The sequence below is a fragment of the Bradyrhizobium sp. UFLA06-24 genome, assembly GCF_054967145.1.
Genome location: NZ_JADFUE010000003.1, coordinates 38,864 through 65,773, shown reverse-complemented (window position 1 = coordinate 65,773; position 26,910 = coordinate 38,864). Strand labels below are relative to the sequence as shown.

Genomic DNA, 26,910 nt, shown 5'->3' with positions numbered 1-26,910 from the left:
CGCCAGTCACTCTCCGTAAACTACGGCGCTTAAGGGAATTTTCCCGCCTCTTCGCTACGCTCAGCGGCTGAATTACGTTGCATTAAGTCTATTGCGCCGAGATCCCGCTGATCCCATGACGTCGACCCGCAACAACGAGCTCGGTGCATGCCGCGACCAAGGCCCGCAGGCCCTGCTGTCGCTGAGCCAGCTGGCGCTCGATGGCATGGAACAGGGCGTTTGTGTCTACGACGCCGACAACCGGATCGTGCTGGTCAACACGCGCTACCTGACGCTGTTCGACATGTCGGCCGATATCGTCCGGCTCGGGACGAGCTATCGCGAGGTGCTCGCCCATAGCATGGCGCGCGGGAATATCCCCCCGAGCGAGCTCGATGCGCTCTATGCTTCGCGGATCGCGTTGATCGCGGCCGGCAAGCCGTTCCAGACGCGGCAGACGCTCGCAAGCGGTCTCGTCATCACGCTGGAACTGAAGCCGCTTCCCGACGGCGGCTGGATGACGATCTGCGACGACGTCAGCCGTCTCGCCCGCCTCGAAGCCGAGCTGCAACTGCAGACGGAGCGCAGCCAGCACGCGCTCGCCCACATGTCGCACGGCCTCATCATGTATGACGCCGAGGATCGTGTGGTCGTCTGCAACGAGCGCTTCCTGCAACTCTACGATCTCGACCCCGCCGTTTTGAAGCCAGGTATCGCGCATTGCACGGCGATCGATCATTGGCTGTCGCGCGGCAACCGGGCAGAGATGTCCGGGGACGAGTTCCGCGACGCCCGGACCAACGACATCAGGACAAGAAGCCCGAAGACCATTCTCGTGACGTGCCATGACGGCCGGAAAGTGCAGGCCGTATCGCGCTTCATGCCCGACGGCGGCTGGGTCACGGTGCATGAGGATGTCACCGAGCGGCTGCAGCGCGAAGAGATGCTGAAGCAGCAGAACCTGATGCTGGATGCCGCGCTCGAAAACATGGCACATGGCCTCGCTTTCTACGACAGCGACATGCGCCTGCGCATCTGCAATTCCACCTATCAGAAGATCTACCGGCTGTCTCCGGAGGAGAGCAAGCCCGGCACGCATCTCTCCGAACTGATCGAGCGCTCGATGGCGAACGGCGCCTTCGCCTCCGAATACAGCCCGCAGCAGCTCCTCGAGGCGGCCCGGGTCCGGATCGAGAACAACGATACCTCCCCCATGCGCCGGCGCATGAGCAACGACACGGTGGTCTCTGTGCGCTATTGCGCGCTGGCCGAGGGCGGCTTCGTCGCCACCTATGAGGACATCACCGAGCGCGAACGCGCGGTCGAGGAACTGAGCGAGCAGTATCGCCGCTTCGACGCGGCGCTGAACAACATGAGCCAGGGCCTGTGCATGCTCGATGCGAGCCTGCACGTGATCGTCTGCAATCGCCGCTACATCGAGATGTACGGCCTGTCACCCGATGTCGTGAAGCCCGGCGTCTCGATGCGCGAGATCATGGAGCACAGCTGCTCGCTCGGCATCCACCCGAACACGACCGGCGCCAAGCTCTATGCCGACTATGTCGAGCGGCTGCGCGAGGGCGAGCACACGCTGCACCGCCATTTGAGCGACGGCCGCATCATCAAGCTCAACCACAAGCGCATGGAGCATGGCGGCTGGGTCGTCACCTATGAGGACGTGACCGAGCGGCACAAGGCGCAGGCCCGCGTCGCGCACATGGCGCGGCACGACTCGCTGACAGATCTGCCCAACCGCACACTGTTCCGCGAGAAGATGGGCGAGGGGCTGAACCAGGTCGCAATCGCCGGCGGCGCCATGGCCGTACTGTGCTTCGACCTCGACAATTTCAAGACCGTCAACGACCGGCTCGGCCATGCCGCCGGCGACCGGCTGCTGCGCTGGGTCGCGGCGCGGCTGAGGGAGAATGTCGGCGAGCACGACACCGTCGCCCGCCTCGGCGGCGACGAGTTCGCCGTGCTCCAGCGTGGACCACAACCGCAATCGGCGGAAAAGCTCGCGCGGCGCCTGGTCGAGATCATCGGGCATCCCCCGCCGCTGGAAAGCCAGTCCATTCACGTCGGCGTCTCCGTCGGCATCGCCATCGCGCCCGATCACGGCCTCGATGCCGACGAGCTGATGAAATGCGCCGACCTTGCGCTATACCAGGCCAAGGCCAAGGGGCGCGGCGCCTATCAGCTGTTCGAGCCGGAGATGGAAGAAGAGGCGCGCAGCCGGCACGCGCTCGAGCAGGATCTGCGCGGCGCGCTGGAATCCAACCAGTTCCATCTGGTGTTCCAGCCGCAGGTGCGGCTCGACAGCACCGAACTCACCGGCTTCGAGGCGCTGCTGCGCTGGAGACATCCCACGCGCGGCTTCGTCTCGCCGGCCGAGTTCATTCCGATCGCCGAAGAGAACGGGCTGATCGTTCCGATCGGCGAATGGGTGTTGCGCACCGCCTGCGCCACGGCCGGCTCATGGCCTGAGGTTACGGTCGCGGTGAACCTGTCGCCGGTCCAGTTCCGCTCGCGCGGACTGGTCGCGATGGTCACGAGCGCGCTGGCCGAGGCCGGCCTGCCGCCGCAGCGGCTCGAGCTCGAAGTCACCGAGACGGCGCTGCTCGACGACAGCGAAGCGACCATCGGGATCCTGCACCAGCTCCGCGCCCTCGGCGTGCGCGTCAGCTTGGATGATTTCGGCGTCGGCTATTCCTCGCTGAGCTATTTGCGCAAGTTTCCGTTCGACCGCATCAAGATCGACCGCTCCTTCGTCGGCACGCTCGGCGAAAGCCCGGAGAGCGTCGCCATCGTCCGCACCATCGCGAGCCTCGGCTCGGTGCTCGGCGTCGAGACCACGGCGGAAGGCGTCGAGACATCGGAGCAGCTCGACTTCGTGCGTGAATGCGGCTGCACGGCCGTACAGGGGTACTATTTCGGCAAGCCCTGCCCGGCGGCCGAGGTAGGACTTACCATCGCGACGCTGAACGCGGTTCGCCGCGTGGCGTGAGTTTCCTGCTCGCGGATCGCCGCGAAAACAACCCCATGCACAGTAGAAGGGGCGTTGATTTCAAAGGAGAATTTTCGTGGGCCCCCTTCGCTTTGCCCATCCTGCCCGTATCTCAGCTTGCGGCCGGCAGTGCGCTATCCGGCGGCGGGCACCACGGGCGGTCGGCTGACGCCAGCCCGATCAGGCGGCCCTGGATGTAATCGCAGCCCCAGTCGCGCAGCATGGTGGCGGCCTCTTCGTCCTGCACCCATTCGGCGACGGTCTTGATGTCGAGGCGGCGGGCGAGATCGATCAAGGTCTGCACAAAGGCGCGATCATCGGCGGAGTGGGTGATGTTCTGCACGAAGGCGCCATCGATCTTGACGATGTCCACGCCGAGCTTGCGCAAATTGCGGAACGAGGTGTAGCCGGCACCGAAATCATCGATGGCAATGCGGCTGCCGAAATTCTTGAGACGGCTGACGAAGGCGCGGACGTCGTCGATGTCCTGGATCGCGACGGTCTCGGTGATCTCCACGATCAGCCGTTCGGCGACGCCGGGATGGGCGCGCATCAGCGATTCGATTCCGGCCCACCAGTCCGGGTCCATCGTGGTGTCAGGCGAGATGTTGAGGCTGAGCCGGATGTTCGGCGCGGCTGCGAGCTCGGCGACCACCAGTTCGAGCACACGGTGATCGACGAGGCGGATGAGGCCGAGCCGCTCGGCGACCGGCACGATGTCGGGCGCGAGCAACACCTGGCCATCGCCCTGGTCCATCCGCACCAGGCATTCGTGGAAGGCCCCCTCGCGCGTGGCAGCCGACACCACGGGCTCATAAGCGAGCCTGATGCGACGCTCGTTGAGCGCCGTGACGATCTCGTCGGTGACGCGGATGTTGACACGGCGCTGGGCGTCGCGCTCGGCGTTCGGTCGCCACGCCGCGAACGAGCCGGCGCGGCGGCGCTTGGCGGCATCCAGCGTCTCATGGGCGCGGTTGATCGCCTCGTCGGTATTGCGGGCATAGCGCGGCAGGCTGACGGCGCCGATCGAGACGGTGACGGACACCGGACCGGACTTGGTCGGCACCACCTCGTTGCGGATGCCGGTGAGAAAGCGCTCGGCTGCGACGTTCATGTCATCGACGGTGCAGTTCTTCAGGATCAGTCCGAACTTGTTGCCCGAGAAGCGGCCGAGCACGTCGCCGCCGCGCAGCCGCGCGCGAATGCGCCTGGCGACGTCGAGGATCACGGCGTCGGCAACGTCGAAACCGAAGGCGTCGTTGACGCGGGCGAGATGATCGATCCCGACCAGCATGAAGGCCGCGGTGGAGCGGAAGCGGCTCGTCTCCTCGATCGCTTCGGCCAGCGCCGCGATCAGATGGGACCGATTGAGCTCGCCGGTCAGCGGATCGAGCCGCGCGAGCTTCGTCAGCTCCTCATCGCGGGCATGCCGCTCGTTGTTGATGCGGACCGAGCCGATTGCCCGCACCGGGCGGCCGTCGGGGCCGGCGAACCAGCGGCCGGTCTCTTCAATCCAGACCACGGGATCGGAGGCGCTCATGCGCACACCATATTCGACCCGGTAGGGCGTGCCGTCGGCGCCGTGCACGGCTGAGGTCTGCGCCAGCGCCGCGCTCCGCAGGGTCTGCGCAGGCTCGATCAGCTTGGCGAACTCGGCACCGCTCGCAAGCCGCTCTGCGGGAATGCCGGGGAAGATAGCGCCGGCCTGCTCGCCCCAGACGATGGCGTCGCTGACGAGATCCCAGACGAACACGGCTTGGCCGAGGGCAGCCAGGATTTCGGAGGCTTGCGGCAATGCTGGGGTCAAAAGCGCCTCGTTTCGGGACAGCGGGGAGTCCTGAGCTGGCACAGGATACGGCCAGATTCGCCTCCGACCCTAGGCAAAGTTCATAAACAATTTGGAAACCACGTTCCCAAGGCGTTCAGGAACGGGTTAGTCTCGGCCGGCATAGGCCTTGCGAGACCATCTCATGCACCGGCGCCGACGTCCCAAAACGCGCCAGTTCAAGCGGATCAGCGGTGTTGTGATGGTGAATGCGGATCAGATCGAAGAGACGACGCAGGAAGCGGGGACCGCGCTGGTCCCGCTCACGCCAGTCTTGCAGTGGGTCCGCAAGGTGCCAATGACGCGCCCCGATCCGAGCTTCGTCACCCAGCTGATCGCCAATGCCGAGCACCTGCCGCAGGCAGGCCGACTGCGCCGTGGCTCGTCCGAGGACGCGCGCATGGCCTATAGCGGCAAGCGGCCACTGCCCAGCGTCGCTACGAGGACGCGGCAGGTGGCGTAAGGCAGCTCTAGTTTTTTGAAGCCCGACCGCGCCCTCAACCTCCCCCCGCTCGCGGGGAGACGTCGGATCGCTCTTGCGATCCGGGTGAGGGGGTACAGGTTTCTCGACCATCTCGCGTGTGGAGAGAGGCCCCTCAACCCAACCCTCTCCCCGTAAGAACGGGGCGAGGGAGCGCACCGCCGCTGCCGTAAAATCAGCGCGGTTCTTCGGGTGAGGGCGGCGTGCCGTTGCCCGGCTGCAAATGCGGCGAGGGAATTTCCGGCGATGGCGCGACACCCGGCTTCGGCGCGGGATGATCCATCAGCACGGATTCGGCAACCGATTGCGCCGAGGGCGGCGGCGGCTCAGGCTGCGGTGCGGGTTCGGGATATTTCGGCTCGAACGTGGTCACTGGCGTCGGCGGCTCGGCCTGCCGCTTCGCCTTGCGTGGCGACACCACGGCCTCGGCCGCAACATAGGTGATGCGGCGGCGTGCGCGTTGGGCGATGCCGCCGAGAAAATCGGCCATCGCGAGCAGCACCAACAGGAAGTAGGTGGAGTTGCCGAATTTGGGCCACATCACGAATTCGGCCGCGGCCGCGCCGAAGATGATCAGCGACAGCAGATGATCCATCAGGAATTTCGCACCGGGCCGCGCGCCCTTGACCACTTCGAGCAGCAGCAACAGCACGCCGAGCGCGAGCAGAAGATCGGCTAGCGTGACCGGCCAGGTCTCGCCCGTGATCATCGGCACCCTGAACAGCACGTCCGTGAAGGACACGGTGGGCATCAGGAAGGCGATGATGTTGTACACCGCGAGCGGAATCAGAAGCAGCGGGAAACCGACCATCGGCAAAGCGCCTTCTTGATCAAGATGTTCGGGCAGGACAATGCGGCGGCGAAGCTTTTGCTCCGCCGCCGCCATTGTCATATCTCACGGGTTGGCCGAAATCAGGCAGGTGCAACCAAACTGCCCAAGGAAAAGTCCTGACTTCAGGACTCTTTCTTCTTCAGGACCTGGCGGCCCTTGTACATGCCGGTCTTCAGGTCGAGATGATGCGGACGACGGAGCTCACCGGAGTCCTTGTCTTCCACATAAGTCGGCTTCTTGATGGCGTCTGCCGAGCGGCGCATGCCACGGCGCGACGGCGAGGTTTTTCTTCTCGGAACGGCCATTTCAGTATCCTCTAGGGATTGGTGTTCATCCGGGCATCGTCCGCGGGAGGACGGCTCAGCACCCGCAATACGGGGCGAGCTGAATGCCGATCAAGGCCGGGCTTATAGAGGAAGGCTGGCCCTAAAGCTAGGGTTCTGGCACGGAAAAAGCGCCCGAAAAGGGCTCGAAATCAGCGATTTTCCCGCCAGCAGGTCAAAAGCGAGGCGGCCTGCCCCCTCGCCACATAGGTCCCGGCCAGCCGCCGGACACCCGGGCCCGGGGTCCTGGCGCTGCGTTTGACCGGATTCGGCAGGATGGAGGCCAGCAGGGCCGATTCCCGGGGCGAGAGGTCCTCTGCCGACTTGCCGAAAGCATAGGCGCTCCCCGCCTCCGCCCCAAATTGGCCCTGCGGACCGAGCTCGGCGATGTTGAGGTAAATTTCCAGGATCCGCTGCTTGGGCAGGACAAAATCGATCCACAGCGCCAGCGGAAACTCCAGCGCCTTGCGGATGAAATCCCGCCCCTGCCAGAGGAACAGGTTCTTCGCCACCTGCTGGGTGATGGTGGAGGCGCCGCGGAAGGCGGTGCCGTCCTCCCGGGCATCGTCGATGGCCTCGCGCAGCGCGCCCCAGTCGATACCGTGATGCTTGCAGAAATGGGCGTCCTCGGCCGCCACCACCGAGCGCGGAAGATAAGGCGACATATCAGCCAGATCGATCCATTCCCGGTGCATCGGCGCGCCCGTCAGCGAGCGCCACGCCATCAGCGTCGAAACCGGATGACCGGTCCGGTAGAACGGCGCGACCACATAGGGCGCGAGAACCACAAGCGCGAGCGCTGCAAGCAGGACTTTAACGATGCGCAAATCGACCTTTCCGGCGCGAAATGTACGTGGCCGCGGCCCCCGCCATTAAGTCTGTGATAATTCGGGCCTTTTCCAGCACTTTTTGGGCGTTCCAAACGATTGACTGGAACGGGCGCATAAAGGATTGTCCCGCCGAATTTTAGTTCTGGAGCCTTTCTTGATGACCGGCACGTCACCGTCCGATTTCGCCAAGCGTCTGGACAAGACCGCTGATGACACCGAGGCCTTGCTCGGGCGCTTGTTGTCGGACGACATCCTGCACGATGAGATCGCCCGCCCCAAGCGACTGATGGACGCAATGCGCTACTCGAGCCTGAACGGCGGCAAGCGTCTGCGGCCGTTCCTGGTGGTCGAGAGCGCCGCCGTGTTCGGTGTTCCGCGTGACGCCGCGCTGCTCGTGGGCGCCGCGCTCGAATGCATCCACTGCTATTCGTTGATTCATGACGATCTGCCTGCGATGGACAATTCGGACCTGCGCCGCGGCCGCCCCACCCTGCACAAGCAGACCGACGACGCCACCGCGATCCTCGCCGGTGACGGCCTGCTGACTCTCGCCTTCGACATCATCACCCGCGACGAGGTCCATCGCGACGCCAATGTGCGGCTCTTGCTGACGCGCGCGCTGGCGCGCTGTGCCGGCATCGGTGGCATGGTCGGCGGCCAGATCCTGGATCTCGCCGGCGAAGGCCGCTTTGGCGGCAACGAGCCTATCGATGTCGCGCGCATTCAGCAGATGAAGACCGGCGCCCTGCTGCGCTACGGCTGCATTGCCGGCGCGCTGCTCGGCCAGGCTTCGAGTGCGGAGTATCAGGCGCTCGACGATTACGGCCGCGCGCTCGGCGAAGCTTTCCAGATCGCCGACGACCTGCTCGACGTCGAAGGCGATGCGGCCGCGCTCGGCAAGCCGGCCGGCGCCGATGCCGTGCTCGGCAAGACCACCTTCGTCACCCAGCTCGGCATCGAAGGCGCCAAGCAGCGCGTGCGCGATCTACTGGCGCGCGCCGACAGCGCGGTGTCGATCTTCGGCGAACGCGCCGCCGTGCTGCAGGCCGCAGCGCGGTTTGTAGCTGAGCGGAAGAACTGACAGCTACGGGCTCCCCACCTCTCCCGCTTGCGGGAGAGGTCGCGCCGAAGGCGCGGGCGAGGGTTCTCTCCTCTGAGGGAGTGTCCCACCGCGGAGACACCCTCTCCCCTACCCTCCCCCGCAAGCGGGGGAGGGAGCTCACCTGCGATGCCGCTCAGGCCTCACCGGACGATCCGAATGGAAAAAGAAGATCCCGTCCTCGTCCGCTTCCGCCAGATGTCGCGGCCGATGCGGCTGATCTATTCGCGACCGCGGACCTTCATCTCGCTCGCCGTCGGCATCCTCGTCTGCCTGTTCGTTCCCGGCTCGCACCGGCTGGTGACGCGACTGTTGTTCGGCTGGGATGCGCTGATCGCAGTCTACCTCGTGCTGGTCTACACGATGATGCTCTGCAACGATCACCAGCACATCCGCCGTGGCGCCGCGATGCAGGACGACGGCCGCTTCGTGATCCTGCTGGTGACGGCGACCGGCGCGTTTGCGAGCATCGCGGCCATCGTCTCGGAGCTCGGCACCCACCGCGGCACCGCGGAGCTGACCATCGCCATCACCACCATCGCGCTGTCCTGGGCGGCCGTGCACACGACCTTCGCGCTGCATTACGCCCATGACTATTACCGCCCGCCGCTCGGCGGCCTGCAGTTCCCGAGCGGCGACAAGGAAGATCACGCCGACTATTGGGACTTCGTCTATTTCTCGTTCGTGATCGGCATGACCGCGCAGGTCTCCGACGTCGGCATCACCGACAAGACGATCCGCCGCACGGCCACCGCGCACGGCATCGTGTCCTTCATCTACAACACGGCCCTGCTGGCACTGACGGTGAACATCGCGGCGAGCGCGATCGCCACTTAAGTCCCTCTCCGGTGTCGTCCTGGCGAAAGCCAGGACGACATTAAGTCCTAGTGACACACCTCGACGTTGGCATCGTTGCCGGGGCCGCCGCCGCCGCGGTATTCGAGATGGCAGCCGCGGTTGACCGGGCGGCAGCCGGTGCTGTTGCTGCAGTACATCTGGCCGCCGCCACCCGAGGCGCGGCCGGCGCCAGCAGCAGCGGCGATGCCGGCAGCGGCACCAATACCTCCAGAGGCCGCCTCACCGCGACGCTGCCGTGCGGGACGGTCCTCGCCGTCGTCGCGCCTGGCGGTCGCGGGCTTGGCCGCTTTCGCCGGTTTGGCGGCACGCTGCTTTTCACACTCGTTGTCGCTGTTCAGCACATAGCCGTCGCCGCAGACGATCCTGGTGCATTTGTCGCCATCGGCCTTGAAGCCGTGATCGCAGACCAGCGGACAGACGCGTGACTGTTTGGACTTGACCACGTCGAGCGCATCCGTGCTCGCCATCTTCACGTCGAGCTTGGTGCCGGCATAGCGGTTGAACTGCGACAGCGACCGCTGTGAGGACGTATTCCAATTGCCGTCAGGCTGGCCCGAGAAGCAGCCGACGCGGCCGAGCTCGGTCTGCACCGAGCGGTTGAGATCGGCCGGCGTGGTAGCCGGGGTCAGCGCGGCGACATTGGTGCCGGCGGGATTCGCAGTGCTGGCCGGCACAGCGCTCGGCGCTGCTGCGGCGAGATTGACACGCTGCTGCTCGGCGGCGGCGGCCTGCTGCTGCGCCTGCTCCTTGGCCTTCTGCGCGGCAAGCTGGGCCTGCTCGGCCGCCTTGGCATCGGCCGCGGCCTTGGCCTGCGCATCCCGCTGCGCGCCGAGCGCGGCGAGACGGTCGCGCTCGGCCTCGGCCTGTTTCGCCTTCTCGATCGCGGCGGCATGAACCTGCTCGGCCTGGATCTTGTCGAGCTGGAGCTTGGCAAGGTTGGCATAGAAACCGTCAGGATGCTGGGCCAGGAAGGCTTCCCACGCCGGCTTGTTGCCGACCTGGAGCGCGAGCTCGTAATCGCGCCGCATGTCGGCTTGCGGATTGCTCGCGGGTGCGGCGGCCGCTGCGGCCGCGGGTGCGGCCCTGACCGGCACCAGCGGCACGTCTTCGCCGCCGAGCGAGCCGTAGACGAACGGCTCCTGCTTGTTGCCGGTCGACTTCAGCACGTCGTCGCGCACGAAGCCGAAGGCGCGGCGGACATCGAGGCCGGGCGTCGTCAGATGCTTCGACAACGCGAGGGTGAAGGGGCTGTTGGCGCCGTCGCCATCCTGCGCCGTGAAGCCTGCCTTGGCCGAATAAGCGATCAGCGTGTTGGTGCTGGTCGGCTCGACCTGAGCCAGACCGCGGCCGATGCCGCGCGAGGCGAGCGTGCGCTTCATGGTCCTGCCGAACGGATTGTCGCGGCAGGCGTCGAGGATCACCAGGCGAAGCTGCTTCGCCGGCTCGACCGCGACCAGAACGCGATCGAGCGAGAGCGCCTCGTCATAGACGTCGGTGTCGCGCTCGAGCTTGGCATCGACCGGGATCAGGTAGTTGGAGCCTTCGACCTCGATGCCGTGGCCGGCATAATAGACCACGGCTATGTCGGCATCGCGGGTTGCATCGGCGAAATCGCGCAGCACGCGTCGCGTATCGAGCGCAGTCAGGTCGTGGCGGGATTCGACGACGTCGAAGCCGGCATCCTTCAACGTCTTCGCCATCACCGCACCGTCGTTGACGGGATTGGCGAGCGAAGGCGCGTGCTGGTAGGCCGAGTTCGCCAGCACCAGCGCGACGCGTTTTCCGGCGAAGGCCGGCGCGGCGCCCGATATCAGCGCGAGACCAAGGAGCAACGGAAAAAGCCTGAACAAATTGCGCATGACACGACTTCCAACGTTCGGGGCAGTTCACACCCTCAAGGCCAGCCTTAGCAAGATCCGCCGCTTGCGCTTGTGATGGAGATCACGAAGCCGGCGGGCCCCCTTTCGTTAGTCGCGCCAGTGCGTTGGCGGTTCGCCGCCCAACGCGCGAGGACAGGTTCCCTAGGCATCCCCCACATGCCCCCGATACTGAGGCAGATCGTCCGTGATCTCATGCCATGGCGCCTTGGAGCCGACGAAGATATGAGCGGACGGGCGGATCGAGGGGGCATCGACCAGGGTTCCCATGGCGACATGGACCCATTTTCCTTCACGGACGCGGGAATACAGCAGCGAGCCGCAGCGGCCGCAGTGCGCATCATGGGTAGTGTCGTCCCCGTAAATGGTCCGCTGGTCCTCGCCCCTGACCAGGCGGAGCTGGCTGTGCTCGATCCCGGCGAACGGCTTGAAGGCGGAACCGGTGGTGCGGCGACAGTTCGAGCAGTGGCAGTTCAGCGCGTAGGAAAATGCGTCGGCCACCTCGTAGCGGATCGCGCGGCAGCAGCATTCGCCGGCAAGGATGCGCGCGGCCTGATGTCGTGAACCCGTCATGATGGCACCTTCGTGCAAATGGCAGAACACAGCCATAGCGCAATTCGACCTGTACGACTAAGTTTGCGGTGCGCCATCATGCAAAGGGATGACCCATGAGCTCAAATCGGTCGAGCGTCGAAGCCGTCGTGCAAACCTATTTCGACGGACTTTACGAGGGCGACGCGGACAAGCTCGGCGCCGTCTTCCACCCCACAGCCGATCTGCGCTGGGTGGAAAAGGGCGAGCTGAAGATCCTGACCGTGCCGGACTGGCTCGCCTGGGTGCGCAAGCGCCCCTCCGCCAAGGCGGAAGGCAAGCCGCGCGAGGATTTCATCGTCACCATCGACCGCTCCGACGACAAGACCGCCTTCATCAAGGTCAAATGCCAGCTGCCGCCGCGGTTCTTCACGGATTACCTCGTGGCGATGAAGCTCGCCGACGGTTGGCAGATCGTGTCGAAATCGTACAGGTATGACCTGAAGGAGTGAGGACGTCTCTCAGTCGACCTTTCACGGCCCAAAATCTGGCGTGCTCGTCCCCCATTCTCCGTGATTGCGAGCCCAACTCTCGCCACGCGTCATTGCGAGGAGCTCTTGCGACGAAGCAATCCAGACTGTCTTCGTTGAGGGATTCTGGATTGCTTCGCTGCGCTCGCAATGACGGGGCGGATAGTACATGCCCTCCCCACGTCCCCTGAAAGTCCCCATGCTGCTCGATCGCCGTTCCCTGCTCGCTTCGCTCTGCTTTATGGCCACTGCTCCCGCGCTCGCCGCGGACACGCCGCCTGAACTCGACTCCTACGAGCGCGAGAGCGGCGGAAAGATCGGGGTCTATGCGGAGAATCTGACGACCGCCAAGAAACTGGCCTGGCGGGCTGACGAGCGCTTCGTGATGTGCTCGACATTCAAGGCTTCGCTGGCGGCCTGCGTACTGGCGCGGGTCGATCGCGGTGAGGACAAGCTGGCGGCGATGATTTCCTACGACAAGGGCGACCTGCTCGAATACGCGCCCGTCGCGAAACAGAACCTTGCGACCGGTGCGATGTCGGTCGCCGACATGTGCAAGGCGATCGTCGAACTCAGCGACAACACCTGCGCCAATTTGCTGCTCGCCCGGGTCGGCGGTCCGGCCGCGCTCACCAAGTTCTGGCGCTCGATCGGCGACACGACCACGCGGCTCGACCACAACGAGCCCGAGCTCAATCGCTCGCCGCCAGGCAATCCCCATGACACCACCACGCCGGCGGCGATGGCGGGCAATCTGAAGCGGCTGGTGATCGGCGAGGTGCTGTCGCCGGCCTCAAGGGCCCAGCTCATCGCATGGATGGTCGACTGCAAGACCGGCGCGAACCGGCTGCGCGGTGGCCTGCCGGCCAGTTGGAAGATCGGCGACAAGACCGGCAACAACGGCAAGGACGCGTCGGGCGATATCGCAGTCGCCTGGCCAAAGCCCGATACGCCGATCCTGATTGCGGTCTACACGCAGGGCGGCACGCCAAGCCCGGCGCAGCTCGAAGCAGTGTTCGCGCGCATCGGACGCATGGTGGCCGAACGACTGGCGTAAGCCGCGCTGCATTGACCTGCCGGCCGCTTCCGGGCCAAGACAGGTGATGATCGCAGCGAAATTCCAGACCTTCCTCATCCTGCTCGCGGTGCTGGCAGGCACAGCACTGGTCGCCCGCCGCTTCAACATGGCGCCGGCCATTTTGCTGATGCTTTCGGGGGTCGGCCTCGCCTTCGTGCCCGGCATGCCGCCGGTGGAACTGCCGCCGGAACTGGTGCTGCTGATGGTGCTGCCGCCGCTGATCTACTCGGCGAGCGTCGCCATGAGCTGGCGCGAGTTCAGGAACAATTTGCGCCCGATCGTGCTGCTCGCGGTCGGCGCGGTGATCTTCACCGCGGCGATGGTGGCGACGGCCACCCATTACGTGATCGGCCTGCCCTGGAGCATCGGCTTCCTGCTGGGCGCCATCGTCGCGCCGCCCGACGTGGTGGCGCCGCTCGCGATCGCGCGGCGGCTGAACATGCCGCGGCGGCTCGTGGTCATCCTCGAAGGCGAAGGGCTCGCCAACGATGCCACCGCGCTGATCCTCTACCGCTTCGCGCTCGCCGCGATCATGGTCGGCCACTTCTCCCTGCCCTTGGCAACAGGCGAATTTTCTCTCATCGTGGCCGGCGAGATCGCCTTCGGCATCGGTGTCGGCTGGCTCTCGCTGCGTTTCCGCAAATGGTCCGGGGATCCGCAGGTCGAGCTGACGCTGTCGCTGATCACGCCCTACGTCTCCTACTGGCTGCCCGAGCATGTCGGCGGCTCCGGCGTGATCGCCACCGTCGCCTGCGGCCTTTATGTCAGCTGGAACGGGCCGCTGCTGATCTCGGCGTCGACGCGCCTGCAAGGCATCTTCTTCTGGGATCTCATCATCTATCTGATCGAGGGCTTGCTGTTCCTGCTCACCGGCTTCCAGATGCGCGCGCTCTACGAGAAGTCGAAGGCGTTTCCGCTCGACGACATCATGATCGCGACCGCCGTGGTCATGGTCATCATCGTTCTGGCGCGCTTCGCCTGGCTCTACCCCGCGACCTATCTGCCGCGGATGCTCAGCAAATCGCTGCGCAGGCGCGATCCGTCGCCGCCCTGGCAATGGCCGTTTGCGCTCGCCTTCACCGGCGTGCGCGGCGCAGTATCGCTGGCGGCCGCGCTGGCGCTGCCGTTCACGCTGCCTGATGGCGCGGCATTCCCGTATCGCGACCTGATCCTTTTCGTCGCCTTCGGCGTCATCTTCATCACGTTGATCGGCGTCGGCCTGACGCTGCCGCCGGTGGTGCGCTGGCTCGGCATCGCGGAAGCTGGCCACAGCGAGCATGTCGCCGAGCACGCGGCCGAGATCGCGGCACGGCGCCAGGCGCTCGATGCCGCGCTGAAATCGCTGGATGCGCTGAGCGCGGAGAAGGACGTCTCCGACGAGGTGATGCGGCTCCTGCGCGCCCGGCACGAGATCCGCGTCAATCAGCTGCCCGACTCGCTCGATCCTGCCCACCACGACGTCTCCGCCGCCGGCACCGCGCTGACCCGCGAGCTGATCGTCGCGGAGCGCAAATTCATCCACGACCTCCTGCGCGACGGGCAGATCACCGACGAGACGCGGCGAAGAATCGAGCGCGACCTCGATCTGGAGGAGGCGAGCCTGGCGAACCGGGAATATCAGCGGGCGCCGCTGTAGCTTTTTTCGTCATTGAAGCAGCCGTGTAAACTAGCGCTTCTCGCAATAGGCCCGCATCGCGGTCGTCACGGCCGACGCGATCAGTTCCTGCCGCTCCGGCGAGTTCATGGCCATCTCCTCGTCGCGGTTGATGATGGAGCCGGCTTCGAGCAGGACCGCGGCGCTGCGGGTCTGTGACAGCACGACGAGCCCGTCGTAGCGGTAGACGCCGACGTCCTTGTCGAGTAGCGGATGCCGGTAACGCCCCATCAGCGGCAGCGTGTATTGGCTCGCATAGTGCAGCCCGTCTGCCTTCAGCTCCTTGCCCAGCAGGCGGGCAAAAGACAGACTGTCGGTGAAATGCGGATTGCGCTCCGACACGAACAGCGAATGGCCGCTGAAGCGGTCGCTGAACCAGCTCCTGGCGCCATCGAACTCCCACTCCTCGAGCATCTTGTCCGGCACGGAATCATGGTGGATCGACAGGACAAGATCGGCATGCGCGGCGTTGGCGGTCCCGACACGCGTGAGCAGGCTCGCTTTCGCCTTGCCGTCGGTCACGAGCACACGGGTCGCGGCAAAGCCCGCCGATTTCAAGTGCGTTCCGATCCGCCGCGTCAAATTCAGGTTGAAGCCGAATTCGACGTCGTTGCGGGCGCTGGTCGCGCCTTGCGATTCCGAGGTGTGTCCGACATCGAGGACGATCTTGAAATTGCGGGGATCGCAGGCGGTCGGAGCGGCCGGCTTCGCCCTTGCCTTCATCCCCTGCCGCGCCGGTGCGGCACGCCCCACCGCGGCGAACGGGAGCGCGACGAGGCCCAGCACAATCGCCGCGACGATGCCCCGCGCCGGTGACACGCGCTACTCCGCGGCCGCGATTCTGGGACGGCCGACGAAACCCGCGACGTCGCCGAAGCGCTCCAGCATCACTGCGGGCAGGTCCTTGGTCTTGCTGGTGACGCAGGCACCGGAGCGCACCGCGTAGCGATCCTGATGCGCGGCCTGCGGCGGCGGCTCGCCCTGTTGCAACCCCCGCGCCAGCTCCATCACGGTTTTGCGGAAATGCATGATGCCGAGATCGGTCGGGCCGAGATGCTCACGGGTGCGATCGGCGATCGGGCCCTGGCTGTCCTGCACGGCGGCATCCTGCTCGGAAACGCCCTTGATGCCGGTGTAGCTCCTGGTCTTCTGCAGCTTGCGATCGATCAAATAGTCGTTGCCCTTGTGACGCAGCGGCACGTAGTGATCGTCGACTTCCGCGATGACGCCGTTGCCGCGGTCATAGGCCTCGCGCTCTGCTTGCGTCAGCGGACGCTCCGGATTCCAGGCGTAAGTATAGATCCAGCAGGTGGTGTCGGTGACGGGCACGAAGGTCTGGCCGAAGATGTTCTCGCCCGGCATCGCGCTCGGCGCATAGGCGTGGAACGGCATCAGGAACTGGGCGATGCGCCAGTAGATGTTGTCTCCGCCGGTGAGCCGGCCGCCGGCAATGGTCAGTCCCGCCTCGTGCGGACTGACCTTGATCACGGGGCGGGGATCCTCGGCGATCCAGCGCATGTGGTCGTTGTTCATGCGCGCGATCGGATTCACGAAATGCTTCTTGATATCGAGGATCTCGTTCTCCTCCTTGTCGAAGGAGAGATGGGCGAAGGTGAAATGCGCGGTGTCGATGGAGCCTTCCAGCGCCTGCACCCAATTGCAGTCCTGCCATTTCTTGCTGACGTAGCGGTGCGAGGCCGGCAGCAATGCCATTTCGAGATCGGGCAGCTCGGGCATCGCGTCCGCCGGACCCATATAGGCCCAGATCATCTCGCCCCATTCGCGCACCGGATAGGATTTGATGCGGATGAGATCCTTGGCGTTGAGATCGGGATAGGAGGTCGGCATGTCGACGCAAGCGCCGTCGGTGTCGAACTTCCAGCCGTGATAGACGCAGCGGATGCCGCATTCCTCGTTTCGTCCGAGCCAGAGATTGGCGCCGCGATGCGGGCAGTATTGGTCGATGACGCCGACCACGCCTCTGCTGTCGCGGAAGGCGAGCAGCTCCTCGCCGAGCACGGTGATCTTCTTCGGCTCGCCGTCAGGCTCGGGGAGCTCTTCGGACAGCAGGACGGGAATCCAGAAGCGGCGCAACAGCTCGCCCATGCCCGTTCCGGGGCCGGACTCGGTCAGAAACGTGTTGTCCTCGGCGCGGAGCATGGACGGTCCTCCGGGGCCTCGTTGTGTTTTTGGTAAGGTTGACGCAAGGCCCGGACGAGGTCAACGCGGACGGGCGGGGTTGCCCGATGGATTTAGGTTCCCGCCTTCCCGCACTGCCAAGGTCGTCGCAACACGTTGAAATTGAAAAAGGTTTCGCTTGCAGGTCGCTCAAGAGGTGTGTTCCGGCACGGACGACAGATCAGGCTGATCGATCTGCACGGGAGCATATTGTGTCTGACTGTTGCGCTCGGGTGACGGCATTCAATGCAATCTGCCGCTAAAGTCAGCATCAACCTGTAATTGTTCCAATCGATTCCTCGGGAGGGTTTCATGAAGGCCTTGATCAAGTCGATCGTGACGACCGTAGCTTCTCTTGCGTTCGCCGGCGCCGCCGCTGCGGCCGATCTTGCCGCGCGTCCTTACACCAAGGCTCCGCCGCCGGTGGCTGCCGCAATCTACGATTGGTCCGGTATTTATGTCGGCGGTGCGGCCGGCGGCATCTGGAATACGACCAACGGCGACTTCTATAACTTCCCCGGCTTCGGCTGGCGCACGGACAGCCACAGCGACTGGACCGCGGGCGGCTTTGCCGGCATCCAAAAGCAGTGGAACCACGTCGTGTTCGGCGTCGAGGGCGGCTGGAACGCAGTCGGGAACGGCTGGGGAAGCACCATCGCCAACGGCATCGCCGGTCCCTGCGGTTTCGTCGCCGGAATCCAGTCCTGTCAGGCGCGCATCCGCGACATCGGCTATATCGGTGGCCGGCTCGGCTGGGCCTGGGATCGCTGGATGGTGTACGGCCAGGGCGGCTTCGCCCGCGCCCACATCGAGAGCCAGGGCCTGATCAACGCAACCGGCCTCGCCTTCTCGCCCGCCAGCGCCGATCACAATGGCTGGTACGCCGGCGCCGGCTTCGACTATGCGGTGCTCGACTACCTGATCCTCGGCGTGGACTACAAGCACTACGAGTTCGACACGGTCCAGCATAACTGCGCCGGCTGCTTCGCCGACAACCGCAACGTCAATGCCAAGGCCGACTCCGTGATGGGCCGTATCAGCTTCAAGTTCAATCCGTGGCCGGGGGCGGTGGTCGCCAGGTACTGATCAGAGCTTGAGACTCTGAAAGCTCAAGAGCCCGGGTCCATCCCGGGCTCTTTTGTTTTGCGCCGGCGCTGTTCGGCCGTCACACCGGCCGCTCCCCCTTCACCGTGACGCGCGTGCCGGAGCGCGTGTGGGGCCAGTAGTCCCACATGGCGCGGTGCTGGGTGCAGCGGTTGTCCCAGAAGGCGATGGCGTTCTCGGTCCAGCGGAAGCGACACTGGAACAGCGGATTCTCGGCGTGCTGGTAGAGATAGGCCAGCATCGCGTCGCTCTCGTCGCGCGGAATGCCGTTGATGTGGCGGGTGAAGCCGCGGTTGACGTAGAGCGCCTTCTTGCCCGTGACCGGATGCGTGCGCACCACGGGGTGCTCGGCATGCGGATAGGACGGACGATCGGCGACGCCGTAGTTCGCGTAAAGGCCGCGATAGATCGGCTCGCCGTCATGCAGCGCGGTGAGGCCGTCGAGATAGATCTTCATGCGATCCGACAGCGCCTCATAAGCCGCGTACATGTTGGCGAACAGCGTGTCGCCGCCGCGCGGCGGGCACTGCTTGATGTAGAGGATCGAGCCCATCGGCGGCTCGAGATCGCAGGAGACGTCGGAATGCCAGCCCTCGCCGTTGGCGCGCGGCGAGTTCTTGTCGGCATAGATCTTCATCAGCGCCGGGTCTTCGTCCTCGTGCGGCGCGGCAGGATGGACATGCAGCTCGCCGAACTTGCGGCCGAAGGCGAGATGCTGTTTTGGCGTGATGTGCTGGTCGCGGAAGAAGATGACGAGGTTTTCGGCAAGCGCACGGTGAATCTCGTCCATCTGCCTGTTGGACCGCGCATCGCCATCGACGAGCGCGCCGATTTCGACGCCGGAGATTTCCGCGCCGATGATGGGCGTGAGCTTCTCGACCGCGATGGTTTCGTAAGGCGCGCCGTCGTCCGCCGTGTGGCGATAGCGCGGGCCTTGCTTGCCGGCGAGTGAGCTCATGGATGCGTCTCCCGATCGTTCTTGATTGGGAGCCATCGTAGCAATGTAGGGCGGGTTAGCGAAGCGTAACCCGCCAGTTCGCTTCCGCAAAAAAAAGGCGGATTACGCTTGCGCTAATCCGCCCTACGCTTCCGATATGTGAGAAACGCCTACTCCGCCGCGGGCGCGGCGACCTTGGCGCCCTGGCCGTAGCGCTGGTCGATGTAGTCGATCACCAGCGCCTTGAAATCGGCAGAGATGGTCGGACCGCGCAACGTGCGGAACTTCTTGCCGTCGACGAAGACGGGCGCGGCCGGCGCTTCGCCGGTGCCGGGCAAGGAGATGCCGATGTTGGCGTGCTTGGATTCGCCGGGGCCGTTGACGATGCAGCCCATCACGGCGACGTTGAGCTCCTCGACGCCGGGATATTTGCTCTTCCAGTTCGGCATCTCGTCGCGGATGAAGTCCTGGATCGAGCGCGCCAGCTCCTGGAACGTGGTCGAGGTGGTGCGGCCGCAACCGGGGCACGCTGCAACCAGCGGCACGAAGGTGCGGAAACCCATGGTCTGCAACAGCTCCTGGCCGACCTGCACCTCGCGGGTGCGGTCGCCGCCGGGCTCCGGCGTCAACGAGATGCGGATGGTGTCGCCGATGCCCTGCTGCAAGAGGATGCCGAGCGCGGCCGAGGACGCCACGATGCCCTTCGAGCCCATGCCGGCCTCGGTGAGGCCGAGATGGATGGCGTAATCGGAACGCGAAGCGAGATCCTGATAGACCGCGATGAGATCCTGCACCGCCGAGACCTTTGCGGAGAGAATGATGCGGTCCTTGGGCATGCCGAGCTCCTCGGCGCGCGCGGCCGAGAGCAGCGCGGACTGCACCATCGCTTCGCGCGTCACCGCGCGCACGTCGCGCGGATTCGCGGAGGCGGCGTTCTCGTCCATCAGCTTGGTCAAGAGCTCCTGGTCGAGCGAGCCCCAATTGGCGCCGATGCGGACCGGCTTGTTATTCTTGTTCGCGATCTCGATGATGTCGGCGAACTGGGTGTCGCGCTTGTCCTTGAAGCCGACATTGCCGGGATTGATGCGGTACTTGGCGAGCGCCTCGGCGCAGGCCGGATAGGCCGCGAGCAGCTTGTGGCCGATATAGTGGAAGTCGCCGATCAGGGGCGTGGTGATGCCGCGCTTGGCGAGGCCGTCGCGGATATGCGGAACGGCGGCAGCGGCCTCCTCGCGGTCCACGGTAATGCGGACCATTTCGGAGCCGGCGCGCGCGAGCGCTGCGACCTGGGCGATGGTGCCGTCGATGTCGGCCGTGTCGGTGTTGGTCATCGACTGCACGACGATCGGCGCGCCGCCGCCGACGGCAACGTTGCCCACCTTCACCTGGGTCGTCTTGTGCCGGGGCGCGGGGCCCGCGAGGTCGGAATCGATGGTGTTTTCGAGCTTGTTCATGGGGTCCAAATATCAGGTTTTGGTGACGTTCAGCAATGCATCAGCCGGCGCCGCAGCACTTTGGCTCGGACGGTTAACCAGGAAAAGCCCAGCAATTACAAGGACGGCAGCCGCCCCAAAGGCCAGACTCAGGGTGTCGTGCATGATGAAATAGCTACCCACCACGCCAAACAAAGGGGTGATGAAGGTAAAAGCCGACAATTTGCTGGCCGAGTAGGCCTTCACCAGCGCGAACCAAAGCGTGAACGTGGTTCCAACCACCCAGATCGCCTGGAACGCCAGGAGGCCAATCGTGAGCGGGGACGGCGTATGGGTGATGGATTCCCCCGATAGCAGAGCGGCCGTCCCCAGGATCGGGATCGAGGTCGCCACCTGGTAGCCCAGCGCCTTCTCGGGCGCGGCGAAGCGCAGCCGCGTGCCCTTGGCGACCAGCGTGGTCGCGGCCCAGAGCGATGCGCCGCCGACGATCATGAGATCGCCGAGCAGAACGTGGGAATCGACATTGGCCTGGGGAACGCCGATCGCGAGCGCGACCCCCGCAAAGCTCACTGCGAGACCCAGCCATTGCGTGCCGCCAAGGCGCTCGCCCAGCATCTGATAAGAGCCGAGCGCGACGAAGAATGGCGCAGTGTAGAGGAACACGACCGCGCGGGAGGCCGTGGTGAGCCGCAGGCCCTGGAAGATCAGCACGAACTCGATGCCGAACATCAATCCGGCGATCAGGCCGGGCTTCCATGTGCCGTCATTCTCGAAGAATTTGACGCCGCGAAACGTGCCGATGAGGAACAGCACCGGCAGCGCGCCGATCGAACGGATCATCGCCTGCAGCATCGGAGGCACATCCGGCAGCACCAGCTTCACCGCGATCTGGTTGAAGCCCCAGGTCAGGCAGAGCATCAGCATCAGGGCGACGGCGCCGGCACTGAGAGGGCGTGCGGCGGAGGGGATGGTTTGAGGTGCGGACATGTCTTCCTGGGACCGGCTTTGGCGCCGTTGTTGCTTGATCGATCAGACGGCGGTCTCTTCACCTCTCCCCAGCGGGGAGAGGTCGATTTGCTCCCGGCGATGCGGAGCATCGTCCGGCGCAAATCGGGTGAGGGGGCGCCGGTCCCACGAGAGAGCGAAGCCCCTCACCCGCGCCTTCGGCGCGACCTCTCCCTTTGGGAGAGGCGGCCACCGCCGTTTTGGCTCGACCTGGTTTCATCTCTCTAAGAGACTTTCTGGCAATGGGTGCAGATGCCCGTGATCTCGACCACGGACAATTTCGGCGCGAAGCCTGACGCACGCGCCGCGGCGTTGAGATCTCCGGCAAAGGACCCCGACGGGATCTCGCCGACCAGGCCGCAGCGCTCGCAGATCAGGAACGCCACCGCCGAGGTCGCGTCGTGGTCGTGGGCGGCGCAGGCGAGATAGGCGTTGCGGCTCTCGATGCGATGCACGAGACCGTTCGCCATCAGGAAATCGAGGGCACGGTAGACCGTGATCGGCGCCGGTCGTGGCATCGACTTGGCCAGTTCGTCGATCACCTCATAAGCCCCGAGCGGGCGGTGGCTGGAGAGCAGCGCCCCCAGCACCTGGCGGCGGATCGGCGTGAATTTCTGCGCGCGAGCCTCGCAAACCGCCTCCGCATGCGTCAGCGCGTCCGCGGTGCAGCGGCCGTGATCATGGTCGGGCGTCGGAAATACCGGCTTTGCGAGGGTCATCCGGCCTGCCTTCTAACATTTCGGCCGGGGAACCCAAAGCGCGACCGCCGCCGCGGCGGTCAGCCATGCTTTTGCCGCGGGACAGCGTCGCGGCGCGCCGCCATGAAAAATTCATAAGCTTGCTTATTATATTCTGAGCTTATTGGAGACCAAGCTTATGACCCGCGGGTCTGTCGACCAGAATTTCCTCTTCACGCTCGGCGAGCTCTACCGCCTGTTGCGCGTCTATGCCGACAAGGAGGCCTCGCGCTTCGGCATCACTCGCGCCCAATGGGCGGTGCTGGCCAAGGTCGAGCGCAGCGAGGGCATGAAACAGTCGGAACTCGCCGAATTGCTGGAGATGCAGCCGATCACGCTGACGCGGCTGATCGACAAGCTCTGCGACAACGACTGGATCGAGCGCCGCAGCGACGCCTCGGACCGCCGCGTCAAGCGTCTTTACCTCAAGAAGGCCGGCCGTGCGCTGCTCGGCAAGATGAGCGGCCTCAAATCCGAGCTGACCGCCAACGCGCTCGACGGCATCAGCCCGACCGATGCCCACCGTCTCCTCACCCAACTCGAAACCATCAAAGAAAACGTGCGGAGCGCGATCCAGGCATCAGGCGCGGAGCAAGCACGCAAGGAGCAGCGCTATGGCTGATCAGGTTCTCAAGTTCCAGCCCGAGCAGAAGCTCGACAGCGGCAAGCCGACCAAGAAGGCCGGCACCGACCCGCGCCGGCGTATCACTGCCGGCCTGCGCCGCTATCGCCGCTTCCTGCTGATGGTGGTGCTTCCGATCGTCGCCGTGATCGCCGGCCTGACCTTCTACCTGAATGGCGGCCGCTATGTCGGCACCGACGATGCCTATGTCGGCGCGCAGAAGGTGCTGGTGACCCCCGATATCTCCGGCAAGATCCAGAAGGTGGTCGTGAAGGAAGGTCAGCTCGTCAAGCAGGGCGACGTGCTGTTCGAGATCGACCCCGTGCCGTTCCAGCTCGCCGTCGACGAGGCCAAGGCGCAGCTGATGCAGGCCAAGACGACCTATGACAATTTGCGCGCCAACATCAAGATCTACGGCGACATGCTCGATCTCGCCCAGAAGGGCGTCGACCTGAAGCAGCGCGACGTCGAACGCAAGCAGGCGCTGGTGAAGAACAGTTTCGGCTCACAACTCGACCTCGACAACGCGTCGAACGCGCTGGTCACCTCGGGCTCGATCGCGCAATATGTCAGGCAGCAGATCTCGACGGCCAAGACCCAGCTGCTCGGCGATCCCGACCTGCCGCTGGAGAAATTCCCGCCCTACGCCCAGGCCAAGTCCAAGCTCGAAAACGCCGAACGCAATCTCGACCACGCCGTGGTGCGCGCCTCGATGGGCGGCATCGCGACTCAGGTCGAGCAGATCCAGCTCGGCCGCTATGTGGCCGCCGGCACGCCGGTGTTCACCATCATCGACGTTGCCCATCCCTGGGTCGATGCCAATCCGAAGGAGAGCGACCTCACCTACGTGACCGAAGGGCAGCCCGTTACGTTGGAAGTCGACGCATTCCCGAACCACGTCTTCAAGGGCAAGATCGGCTCGCTCTCGCCAGGCACGGGCGCGCAATTCGCGATCCTGCCGCCGCAGAACGCCACCGGCAATTTCGTCAAGGTGGTGCAGCGCGTGCCGATCCGCATCTATTTCGACGAGACCGACAAGGACGTGAAGAAGCTGAAAGCCGGCATGAGCGTCTACGCCACCATCGACACCGGGCACAAGCGCTCGCTCGCCGGACTGTTCGGTCTGTCGGCGACCGCGAGCCAAGACAAAGATCAGGATTGATCCGATGTCCGGCCCCAATGCCAACCTGATGGTTCCCGGCCTGCGCCGGAATATGGTGACGATCTGCGCCATGACCGCGACCATCATGCAGGCGCTGGACACCACCATCGCCAACGTCGCCTTGCCCTACATGCAGGGCACGCTGTCGGCCTCGCAGGACCAGATCAACTGGGTGCTGACCTCCTACATCGTCGCGGCTGCGATCATGACCGCGCCGGTCGGCTGGATCGCCAATCGGTTCGGCCGCAAGCGCATCTTCATCATCTGCTCGGCGGGCTTCACCATGGCCTCGGTGCTTTGCGGCCTTGCCCAGGACATCAACCAGATGGTGCTGTTCCGTCTGCTGCAGGGTGTGTTCGGCGCCGCGCTGGTGCCGTTATCGCAATCGGTCATGCTGGACTATTACACGCTGCAGGAACGCGCCAAGGCGATGTCGATCTGGGGCATGGGCGTGATGATGGGCCCGATCATGGGGCCATCGCTGGGCGCGTGGCTGACCGAGACCTATTCCTGGCACTGGGTGTTCTTCGTCAACCTGCCGTTCGGCGCGATCACGGTGATCGGGCTCATCATCTTCATGGACGAGACCAGGAAGGACCTGAGCCTCAGATTCGACTGGTTCGGCTTCGCCGCGCTGGCGGTCGCGATCGGGGCGCTGCAGCTCGCGCTCGACCGCGGCGAGCAATTGGGCTGGCTCGAATCCAACGAGATCATCGCCGAGTTCGTCGTCTCGGCCGTCGCCTTCTATTTCTTCCTCGCGCACTCCTTCACGACCTCGACGCCTTTCATCCGCTTCGCGCTGTTTCGGGATCGCAACTTCGTCACCGGCTGCGTATTCATGATCGTCATGGGGCTCGTGCTGTTCTCGACCATGGCGCTGGCCTCGCCCTACATGCAGAACGTGATCGGCTATCCCATCATCACCGCCGGCCTCTTGCTGGCGAGCCGCGGCTTCGGCACCTTCTTCGCCATGATGCTGGTCGGCCGCATGATGCGTTACTTCGAGGCGCGGACCCTGATCATCTCGGGCCTGACGCTGACCGCGGGCTCGTTGTTCCAGATGACCGGCTGGACCGATTTGACCCAGGTGCCGGAGATCGTGACCGTCAGCGTCATCCAGGGCTTCGGCTTCGGCCTGGTGTTCGTGCCGCTCTCGACCGTGGCGTTCCTAACGCTCTCCAACGATCTTCGCACCGACGGCACCGCGATGCTGACGCTGATGCGCAACGTCGCAAGCTCGGTCGGCATCTCCGTCGTCATCGCCCAGCTGACGCAGGGGACGCGGCGGACCTATGCGATCCTGTCCGAGCACATCAACCCGTTCAACCAGGCGCTGCAGATGCCTGATGTCAGCCGCATGATCGATCTCACCACCAACGCCGGGCGCGCCATGGCGGACAGGATGGTCAGCGTGCAGGCGCAGATCATCGCGTTTTCGCACGACTACCAGCTCGTGATGTTCTTCATCCTCTGCACCATCCCGCTGGCGCTGCTGATCGGTTCGACCAAGGCCACGCTGCGCAAACAGGCGGCGGGGCCGGAACATGCGGTGATGGAGTAGGCCAAGCTCGCACTACCTTCGTCATTGCGAGCGTAGCGAAGCAATCCAGAATCTTTCCGCAGTGACGGTCTGGATTGCTTCGTCGCAAGTGCTCCTCGCAATGACGATGCGGATGCAGGGCGCCAGGCAATCGCAACTCCCCTACAACAACTCCTCGCAGCCGAGATCCTCGACCGCCATCATCACACGCTCCAGATTGTTCCACCAGATCCCCGGTGGGAGGTCGATAGCCCATTGCCAGACCGGTTTGGTGATGTGCCAGAGCACCGACCAGCGATAGTCCTGGTCGAGCGCGCCGCGCGTGTAGCCGGCGACGCCCTGGGCGAGCAGCGTCTCGTAGTAGCGATTAAGGAGCGCCCGCTCGAGCGCCTGCCGGCGCTCCGGATACCATTGGATCGCCATCATGTAGGCGAGATCGTGGGTCGGCACATTGATGCCCCACAGGTCGAAATCGAACATGCGCACGGTACCGGCGACGCCGGCGCGGGGCAGCAGGAAATTCCAGGTATGCGCATCACCGTGGACGATGCTGACGTGGCGGTGCGAATGATAGCGCTGCGACAGCCGGGCCGACTGCTCGATGAGACGGCGATAGAGAATGCGCCGTTCCTCGCTCAGGCGATCGCCGATCTCATCGGCGAAACGATCGTAATGACCGGCGAAGGTCTCCATGCGCGCGGCGCTATCCTCGATGCTCGACCAGGTGCCGACGGTCTCGCCGAGGTCGGGATGATTCCACCATGCCGCGTGCATGCGCGCCAGCGTTGTGACGATCGCCATCGACTGCTCTCGCGATGGTGGCAGCGTCGGTACAGTCGCCAGTTCATGGCTGTCAGTGAGATCTTCGAGCAGGAGATGCCAGCTCCCGCTCTCCGCGTCGAAACGTCCGTCGAAGCAGCGCGGCACGATTCCCGGCGGCATGTTCGGCCCGAGCTGCGTGTAAAAGGCGACTTCGTGCTCGCCGCGATCTGCAAGAGTCCCCACGAAGGCGGCATGCGCCATCTTCAGAATCAGCGATTGCGGGGCGCCGGTGGACTCGCCGACATAGCGCAGGCCGAGGCGGATGATGCGCGACACGACGGTGTCGCGCTGATGCAGCACCTTCACCTCGCGCACGGCGCCGGCGTCCAGCGCGCCGGCCCTGCGCAGCGCGGCCGTCAGTCGGGAGGGCTCGACGACGTCAGGCAATTGTGGAGGTGTCATGAAATTCACGATGCCCCTGTCCCTGGCTATACTGCACGATCGCAGCCCCGCGCGCCAGCGGCCGAAC

The 26,910-nt window shown here is 64.9% G+C and carries 24 protein-coding genes; 11 read left to right on the top strand and 13 right to left on the bottom strand.

The window, feature by feature from the left end; all coding sequences use genetic code 11:
- Positions 1-115 precede the first annotated feature (115 nt).
- Positions 116-2,983, top strand: a complete 2,868-nt coding sequence (locus tag IF809_RS04275; RefSeq protein WP_462836914.1) for a PAS-domain containing protein — start codon at positions 116-118, stop codon at positions 2,981-2,983.
- A 112-nt stretch (positions 2,984-3,095) separates the two neighbouring features.
- Here IF809_RS04275 and IF809_RS04270 read toward each other — a convergent pair whose 3' ends face one another.
- Positions 3,096-4,790 carry a putative bifunctional diguanylate cyclase/phosphodiesterase gene (locus IF809_RS04270; RefSeq protein WP_462836913.1) on the bottom strand — a complete coding sequence of 565 codons (1,695 nt, stop codon included), beginning with the start codon at positions 4,788-4,790 and terminating at the stop codon, positions 3,096-3,098.
- Between the two features lie 220 nt (positions 4,791-5,010).
- Between IF809_RS04270 and IF809_RS04265 the strand changes: the two genes are divergently transcribed.
- A complete protein-coding gene (locus IF809_RS04265) occupies positions 5,011-5,271 on the top strand; it encodes a hypothetical protein (protein WP_462837011.1) in 261 nt (86 codons plus the stop codon).
- A 193-nt stretch (positions 5,272-5,464) separates the two neighbouring features.
- Here IF809_RS04265 and IF809_RS04260 read toward each other — a convergent pair whose 3' ends face one another.
- The 3 genes from IF809_RS04260 to mtgA form a co-directional block, all read right to left on the bottom strand.
- Positions 5,465-6,100, bottom strand: a complete 636-nt coding sequence (locus tag IF809_RS04260) for a hypothetical protein (RefSeq protein ID WP_462836912.1) — start codon at positions 6,098-6,100, stop codon at positions 5,465-5,467.
- A gap of 143 nt (positions 6,101-6,243) precedes the next feature.
- Positions 6,244-6,426 carry a 50S ribosomal protein L32 gene (rpmF, locus tag IF809_RS04255; protein ID WP_007598106.1) on the bottom strand — a complete coding sequence of 61 codons (183 nt, stop codon included), beginning with the start codon at positions 6,424-6,426 and terminating at the stop codon, positions 6,244-6,246.
- Between the two features lie 170 nt (positions 6,427-6,596).
- Positions 6,597-7,271, bottom strand: coding sequence for a monofunctional biosynthetic peptidoglycan transglycosylase (gene mtgA, locus IF809_RS04250; RefSeq protein WP_128968997.1), 675 nt, complete (start codon positions 7,269-7,271; stop codon positions 6,597-6,599).
- Between the two features lie 160 nt (positions 7,272-7,431).
- Between mtgA and IF809_RS04245 the strand changes: the two genes are divergently transcribed.
- Positions 7,432-8,355, top strand: coding sequence for a polyprenyl synthetase family protein (locus tag IF809_RS04245; RefSeq protein ID WP_128968998.1), 924 nt, complete (start codon positions 7,432-7,434; stop codon positions 8,353-8,355).
- Positions 8,356-8,532: 177 nt separating this feature from the next.
- The gene (locus IF809_RS04240) at positions 8,533-9,210 is read left to right on the top strand and encodes a DUF1345 domain-containing protein (RefSeq protein ID WP_462836911.1); all 678 of its coding nucleotides are present in this window, start codon (positions 8,533-8,535) and stop codon (positions 9,208-9,210) included.
- A 47-nt stretch (positions 9,211-9,257) separates the two neighbouring features.
- On the opposite strand, the gene IF809_RS04235 is transcribed toward IF809_RS04240, so the two are convergent.
- Entirely contained in the window at positions 9,258-11,090 is a 1,833-nt protein-coding gene (locus IF809_RS04235) for a caspase family protein (protein WP_462836910.1), read from the bottom strand.
- 162 nt (positions 11,091-11,252) lie between these two features.
- On the bottom strand, positions 11,253-11,681 hold the full coding sequence (locus IF809_RS04230) for a GFA family protein (protein ID WP_462837010.1): 429 nt from the start codon (positions 11,679-11,681) through the stop codon (positions 11,253-11,255).
- A gap of 95 nt (positions 11,682-11,776) precedes the next feature.
- On the opposite strand from IF809_RS04230, the gene IF809_RS04225 reads away from it, so the two are divergent.
- The 3 genes from IF809_RS04225 (at position 11,777) to IF809_RS04215 (ending at position 14,883) form a co-directional block, all read left to right on the top strand.
- Positions 11,777-12,151 (top strand): nuclear transport factor 2 family protein, encoded by a 375-nt coding sequence (locus IF809_RS04225; RefSeq protein ID WP_128969001.1) that lies wholly within the window; start codon positions 11,777-11,779, stop codon positions 12,149-12,151.
- Between the two features lie 217 nt (positions 12,152-12,368).
- Positions 12,369-13,226 carry a class A beta-lactamase gene (gene bla, locus IF809_RS04220; RefSeq protein ID WP_462837009.1) on the top strand — a complete coding sequence of 286 codons (858 nt, stop codon included), beginning with the start codon at positions 12,369-12,371 and terminating at the stop codon, positions 13,224-13,226.
- A 46-nt stretch (positions 13,227-13,272) separates the two neighbouring features.
- Positions 13,273-14,883: a Na+/H+ antiporter gene (locus tag IF809_RS04215; protein WP_462836909.1), complete on the top strand. Its 1,611-nt coding sequence runs from the start codon at positions 13,273-13,275 to the stop codon at positions 14,881-14,883.
- Between the two features lie 30 nt (positions 14,884-14,913).
- Here the strand turns inward: IF809_RS04215 and IF809_RS04210 are convergent, their stop codons facing one another.
- Positions 14,914-15,720 (bottom strand): N-acetylmuramoyl-L-alanine amidase, encoded by an 807-nt coding sequence (locus IF809_RS04210; protein WP_462836908.1) that lies wholly within the window; start codon positions 15,718-15,720, stop codon positions 14,914-14,916.
- A gap of 3 nt (positions 15,721-15,723) precedes the next feature.
- Complete coding sequence (locus tag IF809_RS04205) at positions 15,724-17,061, bottom strand: Rieske 2Fe-2S domain-containing protein (protein WP_128969005.1); 1,338 nt, start codon at positions 17,059-17,061, stop codon at positions 15,724-15,726.
- Positions 17,062-17,391: 330 nt separating this feature from the next.
- On the opposite strand from IF809_RS04205, the gene IF809_RS04200 reads away from it, so the two are divergent.
- Positions 17,392-18,165: an outer membrane protein gene (locus IF809_RS04200; RefSeq protein WP_462836907.1), complete on the top strand. Its 774-nt coding sequence runs from the start codon at positions 17,392-17,394 to the stop codon at positions 18,163-18,165.
- A gap of 79 nt (positions 18,166-18,244) precedes the next feature.
- Here the strand turns inward: IF809_RS04200 and IF809_RS04195 are convergent, their stop codons facing one another.
- The 4 genes from IF809_RS04195 to IF809_RS04180 form a co-directional block, all read right to left on the bottom strand.
- On the bottom strand, positions 18,245-19,141 hold the full coding sequence (locus IF809_RS04195) for a TauD/TfdA dioxygenase family protein (RefSeq protein WP_462836906.1): 897 nt from the start codon (positions 19,139-19,141) through the stop codon (positions 18,245-18,247).
- Positions 19,142-19,290: 149 nt separating this feature from the next.
- Positions 19,291-20,574 (bottom strand): flavodoxin-dependent (E)-4-hydroxy-3-methylbut-2-enyl-diphosphate synthase, encoded by a 1,284-nt coding sequence (gene ispG, locus IF809_RS04190; RefSeq protein WP_462836905.1) that lies wholly within the window; start codon positions 20,572-20,574, stop codon positions 19,291-19,293.
- Positions 20,575-20,586: 12 nt separating this feature from the next.
- Positions 20,587-21,540: a DMT family transporter gene (locus tag IF809_RS04185; RefSeq protein ID WP_453981052.1), complete on the bottom strand. Its 954-nt coding sequence runs from the start codon at positions 21,538-21,540 to the stop codon at positions 20,587-20,589.
- Positions 21,541-21,782: 242 nt separating this feature from the next.
- Positions 21,783-22,277: a Fur family transcriptional regulator gene (locus IF809_RS04180; RefSeq protein WP_453981053.1), complete on the bottom strand. Its 495-nt coding sequence runs from the start codon at positions 22,275-22,277 to the stop codon at positions 21,783-21,785.
- A gap of 157 nt (positions 22,278-22,434) precedes the next feature.
- Here IF809_RS04180 and IF809_RS04175 point away from each other — a divergent pair, with 157 nt between their 5' ends.
- The 3 genes from IF809_RS04175 to IF809_RS04165 are packed head-to-tail and all read left to right on the top strand — an operon-like array spanning position 22,435 to position 25,640.
- Positions 22,435-22,917 carry a MarR family winged helix-turn-helix transcriptional regulator gene (locus IF809_RS04175; RefSeq protein WP_462836904.1) on the top strand — a complete coding sequence of 161 codons (483 nt, stop codon included), beginning with the start codon at positions 22,435-22,437 and terminating at the stop codon, positions 22,915-22,917.
- Positions 22,910-24,079, top strand: a complete 1,170-nt coding sequence (locus IF809_RS04170; protein ID WP_128969012.1) for an HlyD family secretion protein — start codon at positions 22,910-22,912, stop codon at positions 24,077-24,079. The genes IF809_RS04175 and IF809_RS04170 overlap by 8 nt, the downstream gene beginning before the upstream one ends.
- Positions 24,080-24,083: 4 nt before the next feature.
- Positions 24,084-25,640 (top strand): MDR family MFS transporter, encoded by a 1,557-nt coding sequence (locus tag IF809_RS04165; RefSeq protein ID WP_128969013.1) that lies wholly within the window; start codon positions 24,084-24,086, stop codon positions 25,638-25,640.
- Positions 25,641-25,781: 141 nt separating this feature from the next.
- On the opposite strand, the gene IF809_RS04160 is transcribed toward IF809_RS04165, so the two are convergent.
- A complete protein-coding gene (locus IF809_RS04160) occupies positions 25,782-26,873 on the bottom strand; it encodes an aminoglycoside phosphotransferase family protein (protein WP_128969015.1) in 1,092 nt (363 codons plus the stop codon).
- Positions 26,874-26,910 lie beyond the last annotated feature (37 nt).